This window comes from Siccirubricoccus phaeus (genome assembly GCF_008360935.1).
In the GTDB taxonomy this organism is placed as follows: domain Bacteria; phylum Pseudomonadota; class Alphaproteobacteria; order Acetobacterales; family Acetobacteraceae; genus Siccirubricoccus; species Siccirubricoccus phaeus.
Map to the genome: position 1 here is coordinate 101,595 of NZ_SRXO01000022.1, position 6,000 is coordinate 107,594.

Genomic DNA, 6,000 nt, shown 5'->3' on the forward strand with positions numbered 1-6,000 from the left:
CGGTTGCATGCGGCACCTGGGTCCGTGACCGAATATGAAGCAGCGGAACAAAGCCCGGCAACCAGCCAAAGCCAGGAACCGCGACATCGCCGAAACACTGTGGCGAGCGGGCAACAGGACCGTGTTGCAGTCCGGTTAAACAAACCCGCCGATGGCGGCGAGGCCGGCCGTGCGCCGCGGCAGGCGCCGCGCGCTGCGCCCCGTCACCCCCCCCAGCGCCAGCACCGGCCGCCCGGCGCGCGCCGCCAGCGCCGCCCAGCGCAAGGGGCCGAGCGCCGGCGCGCCGGGATGGCTGAGCGTCGGGAAGGCGGGGGAGAGCAGCACCGCCTCGGCGTGCAGCCGCCGCGCCCGGGCCAGGCCGCTCCGGCCATGCGCCGCCACCAGCAGCGCCCGCCCCGGCCGGCGTGCCAGCAGGAAGGGCAGCAGGTGGCGGGTGGGGCGGCGGTCCGGCAGCAGCAGCCCGGCGGCATGGCGCAGCGCCAGCCGGCCCTCGGCGGCGACCAGCAATTGCAGCCGGCGCCGCCGGGCCAGGGCGGCGAGCGCCGCCAGGCGCGGTGCCGGCAAGTCCCGCGCCACCACCGCCGCCCCCGGCGGCAGGCGGGCGGCCAGGGGCAGCGGGTCCGGCAGGCGGGCGGCATCGGAGAGCAGCCAGAGCCGCGGCAGCCCCGGCACCGGGCGCAGCCGGCGGGCGGCGGCGGCGAGGCTCAGGCGCATCCGCCGCGCGTCCGGGGCGGCGCGGTTCCAGCCGGCGGCATTCCGCGATAGCCTGAAGCCATGTCCGACATCGCCGCCAACCTCGCCCGCATCCGGGAAAGGATCGCCGAAGCCACTGCCCGCGCCAACCGGCCGGCGGGCAGCGTGCAGCTCGTCGCCGTCTCCAAGACCCATCCGGCGGCGGCGGTGGTCGCGGCGCTCGGCGCCGGGCAGCGCCTGTTCGGGGAGAACCGGGTGCAGGAGGCGGCGGGGAAATTTCCCGGCCTGCGGGCGGAGTGGCCGGAGCTCCGCCTGCACATCATCGGCGCGCTGCAGACCAACAAGGCGCGGGAGGCGGTGCGGCTGGCCGATGTCATCGAAAGCCTGGACCGGCCGAAGCTGGCCCTGGCGCTGGCCCAGGCCATGCAGGCGGAGGGGCGGCGGCCGGCGCTGCTGGTGCAGGTGAATGTCGGGGAGGAGCCGCAGAAGGCCGGGATCCCCCGCGCCGAGGCCGCGGATTTCCTGCGCGCCTGCCGGGAGGAGCATGGGCTGCCGGTGGCCGGGCTGATGTGCATCCCGCCCGCGGAGGGCGACCCGCGGCCGCATTTCGCCTGGCTGGCGGCGCTGGCGGCGCGGCACGGCCTTGGCGTGCTCTCCATGGGGATGAGCGCGGATTTCGAGGCGGCGATCGAATGCGGCGCCACCCATGTGCGGGTGGGCTCGGCGATTTTCGGCGCGCGCGGGTAGCGCCAGGGACGCTGCCCCTGCCCCGGCAGGGGCACGCCCGTTAACGGCTGCGCCAAGCCCCGCCCCGGGACCGGACCGGTCCCCGGTGCGGGTTTCAGGGTGCGGGTTTCAGGCCTGGTTCAGCCGGGGGCCCGGCGGCCGGACTTGCCCATCAGCAGCAGGCCGGCGGCCAGGAAGCTGATGGTGGTGGGCAGCACCAGCCCGGCATAGCCGCAGCCCGCCCCGATCAGGGACAGCACCCCCGCGGCCGGAATGGCATTGTCGACCAGAGTCCTGAACGCACCCTGCATGGATGTGACCTCCCATTGGCCGCCACGGCGGCGGTAGGAGACAGTGCCAAGCAGGGGTTCAACATGTCCAGAAGTTCATGAAGAAATCGCCACCTCAACGCCGCGCAGCCCCGCCAGCAGGCGGCGCAGCGCGGCCTCCGGCAGGGCGATGCAGCCTTCCGTCGGCGCCAGCTCCGGCCGGGCGAGGTGGAGGAAGATGGCGCTGCCCCGGCCGCGCATGACAGGCGCGTCATTCCAGCCCAGCACGCCGATGATGTCGTACAGCCCGTCCTCCCGCCACAGCGCCTCATGCCGCGCCGGGTGGGGCAGGCGGATATGGCGGTTGTAGTCCGGGTGGCCGGGGTCGTCGCACCAGCCATCCTCCGGCGCCAGGGGCTCCACCGGCACCAGGGCGGCGGGCTTGGCCAGGCGGTCGGCGCGCCAGAGGACCCGGCGCAGCGGCAGGCGGCCGGCCGGGGTGGCGCCGTCGCCCTCCTGCTTCTCCACCCTGATGCCGCCGCGGCCCAGCGCGCAGCGCCAGGTCTCGCCCCCCAGGCGCAGCAGCCCGTCCGGCGTGCAGCGCGCCCAGCCTGCCTCGGGGGGAGGCATCATGACCCTCCGGCAGGCTCGGATGGGCTGGCGGCCCGCCCGGCCCGGTTGTGACGGCTTACTGGCGGCACAACTCTCATGGCAGGAATTTCATGATTTTTCGCTTCTCACGAGAACGTGAAGATGGGTAGATTGTATGCGTTCAGGCGATGCCTTGGACGTCTCCTCCCAGTGACACAGGCCGCAACATGAGTGTTGGGTCTGCCAGTCACCACTTGGGGCCGCTGGGGAAACCCGGCGGCCCGTTTTTTTCGCCTCATGCCCCCCGGCGGGAACAGCTCAGCAGCCCGGCCAGCAGGGCGAAGCCGATGGCGCAGAACAGCGCCACGCGCGGCCCGTCCTCGCCCGCCACCTGGAAGCAGATGCCGACGACGGTGGTGCCGAGGGTGGTGCCGAGCAGCCGCGCCGTCGCCTGCATGCCGCCGGCGCTGCCGGCCCGGGTCTTCGGCGCGGCGCCCAGCATGGTGCGGTTGTTCGGCGTGGTGAAGCAGCCGAAGCCGGCGCCGCACAGCCACATCAGCCCGCCCAGCGCCCACCCCATGCCGGCCAGCGGCACCAGGGAGATGACGGCCAGCGCGCCGCCCAGCACCGCCATGCCGATGCCGCCCAGCACCCAGCTCGGCACCCGGTCGGAGAGCTTGCCGGCGAGCGGCGCGGAGACCGCCATGCCGAGCGGCCAGGGGGTCATCACCAGGCCGGTCATCACCTGGCTGAACCCCTCCCCATGCAGCAGGAAGGGCAGGGAGACATAGCTGGCATACCAGGCGCCGAAGGCGGAGATGGCGGCGAGCACCGAGAGCGCGATGATCCGGATGCGCAGCAGGTCCACCGGCAGCAGCGGCGCCGGGCGGGAGAGCTGGCGCTTCACCAGCACCGTCCCCGCCAGCCCTGCCGCGGCCATCAGCCCGAGCGCCGGCAGCGTCTCATGCAGCAGCAGGTCGAGGCCGAAGAAGAACAGGCCGAGGGTGGCGACGTTCAGCCCCGCGCTTGTCCAGTCGAAGCGCCGCCTTGTGCCGGGGTGGTTCGGCAGGGCGCGCAGCCCGATGGCGATGCCGACGAGGCTCACCGGGACGTTCACCGCGAACAGCACCGGCCAGGGCGCGACGGCCAGGATGGCGGCGGCGAGGCTGGGGGCGGAGGCGCCGGAGACCGCCACCACCATGGCATTGATGCCGAGCGCCTTGCCGAGATCCTTCGCCGGGTAGGTGTGGCGGATCATCCCCGCCGTCAGGCTCATCACCGCCGCGGCGCCGAGGCCTTGCAGGATGCGGAAGCCGAGCAGCGCCTCGAAGCTGCCGGCCGTGGCGGCGCCCAGGGCCGCGCCGGCGAAGAGCAGGAAGCCGGTGAGGAAGACCCGGCGGAAGCCGAGGGATTCCCCCAGCGAGGCCAGCGGCAGCAGGGTGGTGACGACGGTGAGCTGATAGGCGTTCAGCAGCCAGGTCGCGGTCGCCGGCGTGATGCCGAGGTCCCGCGCGATGCCGGGCAGCGCCACGTTCAGCATGGAGCTGTCCAGCACCGTCATCGCGATGGAGAGGGAGATGGCGATGACGGCCAGGCTGCGCCGCGGCTGCGGCAGGCCGTCCGCCTCCGGGGGCGCGGCGGCGGGGGCCGCGCGCCTTTCGCTGATCGTGTCGATGCGCTCCTCCCGCCCGCTTCGGCCGCCCGCCCTTCCCTGCCCGGCCCGCGCCTGCCCCGGGGTGCGTGGCTGTTCCACGCGCCAGGGGGCAGGGGGTTGCGGGCGCGGCCCGGCGCGTCCTTGGTTGGCCGTGGCGGGTTGTCGCGCCGCCGGCCCCCGCTGTCCAGGTGGCCGGGCCGGGCGGGGCGGCGGGAGGCTACTCGGCGGCGAGGGCCTGCGGCACCCGGGGCAGCGCAACCCCGACCAGCGCGTCACGCGTGACCAGGGCGGCGAGCCGGTCCTCCGACCAGCCTTCCGTCCCCTCCGGCCGCAGCGGCAGCACCATCCAGCGGTAATCCGCGGTGCTGTCCACCACCCGCACCTTCACCCCGGGGGCGAGCCGGGTGCCCCATTCGGCCATCACCGCCCGGGGTTCCCGCACGGCGCGGGAGCGGTATTCGAAGCTCTTGTACCAGCTCGGCGGATAGCCCAGCACGGCGCGCGGGTAGCAGGAGCAGAGGGTGCAGACGACGAGGTGATGCAGGTCCGGCCGGTCCTCCAGCACGCCGAGCGGCGGCGCGCCGGCCATGGAGACGCCCATGCGCTCCGCCGCCTCCGCGCCATTGGCCAGCAGCAGGCGGCGCCATTCCGGGTCCAGCCAGGCGCGGGCGACCATGCGGGCGCCGATCTCCGGGCTGGCGCGGTCGGTGCTCGCCTGGCGCGCCGCCAGCTCCTCGGCGCTGACCAGGCCCTTGGCAGTGAGGGCGGCCAGCAGCTTTTCCAGATGGGCGAGGCTTTCGGGCCGGGCCGGGGCGCTCATGCCGCTTTCTCCTCCTGGGTGGCCGGTTCCAGCCAATGCTCGAAGATCTCGACGAGGAGGGAATCCCCCGCCTCGCCTTCATTCCAGATCGGCGGTTGCTCGAACAGCACGTGGTAGAGCACGCGCTGCGGGGCGGGGCGGGCGAAGGCCAGGTCCTCCGGGTTGCGGAAGCTGCCCAGCACCGCCTGCACCGTACCGGTGCGGCCGCGCAGATAATGCGGCGTGCGGATATGGGCGGCGGGCAGGCCGGAAGGCAGCGGCTGCCGCTCCGGCCAGAGATACTTCACCCGGACCGCGTCGCCCGGCCGGAATGCGCCTGCTTCCTGGCGCGGCCGGGCCAGGCCCTCGCGCCCGTCCGGGCCGCCACGAAGCGGCGCTTTCCGGGGAAGCCCGGCGGCGCTGCGGCCATCGGGCGCGCTCATCGCAGCTCCTCCGCCGTGACGACGCCTTTCTCCAGCAGCAGGGTGGTGATGCTGGTCAGCCAGCGCTCGTAATAGGTGAGGGAGAAATATTCGGCCTCGGGGATCGCCTCGATGCCGCGGCGGAGCTCATCCACCGTCATGTAGCCCTTCTGGGCCAGCACCTGGCGCAGCGCGTCCACCTTCTTGCCGAATGCATCGGGCGGCGCCTCGTCCCGCTCCACCGGGGTGCAGCGGAAGCGGCTGAGGCCGCCCATGTCATGGATGGCGGGGGTAGGGGCTGGGTCGCTCATGGCGGGAAGGCTAGAGCAGGTCCGGCCGCCGCGTAAACGATGCAGCGGGTGGCGGGCTACTTCACCTCCTCCTCCGCCGCCACGCCGAAGATCTCGCTGCGGCGCAGCCAGCCGCGGTAGTCGGCGACCTGCACCTCGCACCAGGCGCTGCCGGCCTCGCAGCGGCGCAGGCGGCCGACCACGCCGGGGCGCAGCCGGGCGACGGGGGCGGCGTCCTCCTCCGGCGCGCGGCGCATGACGCGTTCCTGGCCCTGCACCAGGAAGCTGCGGCGGCTGGTCAGCAGCGGGCGCTGCACCCAGCCCTCGGTGCCCTCGGAATCGCGGATGCGGCGCCAGTGCTGGTGCTCCTCCACGATCTGCACCGGCAGGTCCTTGCGCTGATAGGTCCATTCGATCGGGTAGCGCAGATCCGGCCCGACGCGGAGATTGACCTGGTTGGAGCCGAGGGCGGCGAAGCGCGGCAGCGGCATGCCGGTGGCGCTGCCGAGGCGGGGCTGGGGCGGGGCCGGGGGCTCCGCCGGCGGGACGGGGGCGG

At 74.1% G+C, this 6,000-nt stretch carries 9 protein-coding genes; 1 reads left to right on the forward strand and 8 read right to left on the reverse strand.

What is annotated here, in order from left to right; all coding sequences use genetic code 11:
- Positions 1-135 precede the first annotated feature (135 nt).
- Complete coding sequence (locus E5N76_RS23940; protein ID WP_149539850.1) at positions 136-714, reverse strand: thiamine phosphate synthase; 579 nt, start codon at positions 712-714, stop codon at positions 136-138.
- A 60-nt stretch (positions 715-774) separates the two neighbouring features.
- Here E5N76_RS23940 and E5N76_RS23945 point away from each other — a divergent pair, with 60 nt between their 5' ends.
- The gene (locus E5N76_RS23945) at positions 775-1,440 is read left to right on the forward strand and encodes a YggS family pyridoxal phosphate-dependent enzyme (protein ID WP_149539852.1); all 666 of its coding nucleotides are present in this window, start codon (positions 775-777) and stop codon (positions 1,438-1,440) included.
- Between the two features lie 119 nt (positions 1,441-1,559).
- On the opposite strand, the gene E5N76_RS29795 is transcribed toward E5N76_RS23945, so the two are convergent.
- The 7 genes from E5N76_RS29795 to E5N76_RS23975 all read right to left on the reverse strand — a co-directional run.
- Positions 1,560-1,730 (reverse strand): hypothetical protein, encoded by a 171-nt coding sequence (locus tag E5N76_RS29795; RefSeq protein WP_187830359.1) that lies wholly within the window; start codon positions 1,728-1,730, stop codon positions 1,560-1,562.
- 75 nt (positions 1,731-1,805) lie between these two features.
- A complete protein-coding gene (locus tag E5N76_RS23950) occupies positions 1,806-2,318 on the reverse strand; it encodes a L,D-transpeptidase family protein (protein ID WP_187830360.1) in 513 nt (170 codons plus the stop codon).
- Positions 2,319-2,574: 256 nt separating this feature from the next.
- On the reverse strand, positions 2,575-4,032 hold the full coding sequence (locus E5N76_RS23955; protein ID WP_149539856.1) for an MFS transporter: 1,458 nt from the start codon (positions 4,030-4,032) through the stop codon (positions 2,575-2,577).
- A 118-nt stretch (positions 4,033-4,150) separates the two neighbouring features.
- Positions 4,151-4,753, reverse strand: coding sequence for a nitrile hydratase subunit alpha (locus E5N76_RS23960; protein ID WP_149539858.1), 603 nt, complete (start codon positions 4,751-4,753; stop codon positions 4,151-4,153).
- On the reverse strand, positions 4,750-5,175 hold the full coding sequence (locus tag E5N76_RS31140; protein WP_149539860.1) for an SH3-like domain-containing protein: 426 nt from the start codon (positions 5,173-5,175) through the stop codon (positions 4,750-4,752). Before E5N76_RS31140 ends, E5N76_RS23960 begins: the two co-directional genes overlap by 4 nt.
- The gene (locus E5N76_RS31145) at positions 5,172-5,465 is read right to left on the reverse strand and encodes an SH3-like domain-containing protein (protein ID WP_149539863.1); all 294 of its coding nucleotides are present in this window, start codon (positions 5,463-5,465) and stop codon (positions 5,172-5,174) included. Before E5N76_RS31145 ends, E5N76_RS31140 begins: the two co-directional genes overlap by 4 nt.
- Before the next feature lie 56 nt (positions 5,466-5,521).
- The coding region (locus E5N76_RS23975; RefSeq protein ID WP_149539866.1) for an SH3 domain-containing protein at positions 5,522-6,000 on the reverse strand (479 nt) is incomplete at its 5' end.

Bases quoted from the DNA above. Each gene is read 5' to 3' on its own strand.
- E5N76_RS31140 (WP_149539860.1), bottom strand. From the start codon at position 5,175: ATGAGCGCGCCCGATGGCCGCAGCGCCGCCGGGCTTCCCCGGAAAGCG.
- E5N76_RS29795 (WP_187830359.1), bottom strand. From the start codon at position 1,730: ATGCAGGGTGCGTTCAGGACTCTGGTCGACAATGCCATTCCGGCCGCG.
- E5N76_RS23940 (WP_149539850.1), bottom strand. From the start codon at position 714: ATGCGCCTGAGCCTCGCCGCCGCCGCCCGCCGGCTGCGCCCGGTGCCG.
- E5N76_RS23945 (WP_149539852.1), top strand. From the start codon at position 775: ATGTCCGACATCGCCGCCAACCTCGCCCGCATCCGGGAAAGGATCGCC.
- E5N76_RS23960 (WP_149539858.1), bottom strand. From the start codon at position 4,753: ATGAGCGCCCCGGCCCGGCCCGAAAGCCTCGCCCATCTGGAAAAGCTG.
- E5N76_RS23950 (WP_187830360.1), bottom strand. From the start codon at position 2,318: ATGCCTCCCCCCGAGGCAGGCTGGGCGCGCTGCACGCCGGACGGGCTG.
- E5N76_RS31145 (WP_149539863.1), bottom strand. From the start codon at position 5,465: ATGAGCGACCCAGCCCCTACCCCCGCCATCCATGACATGGGCGGCCTC.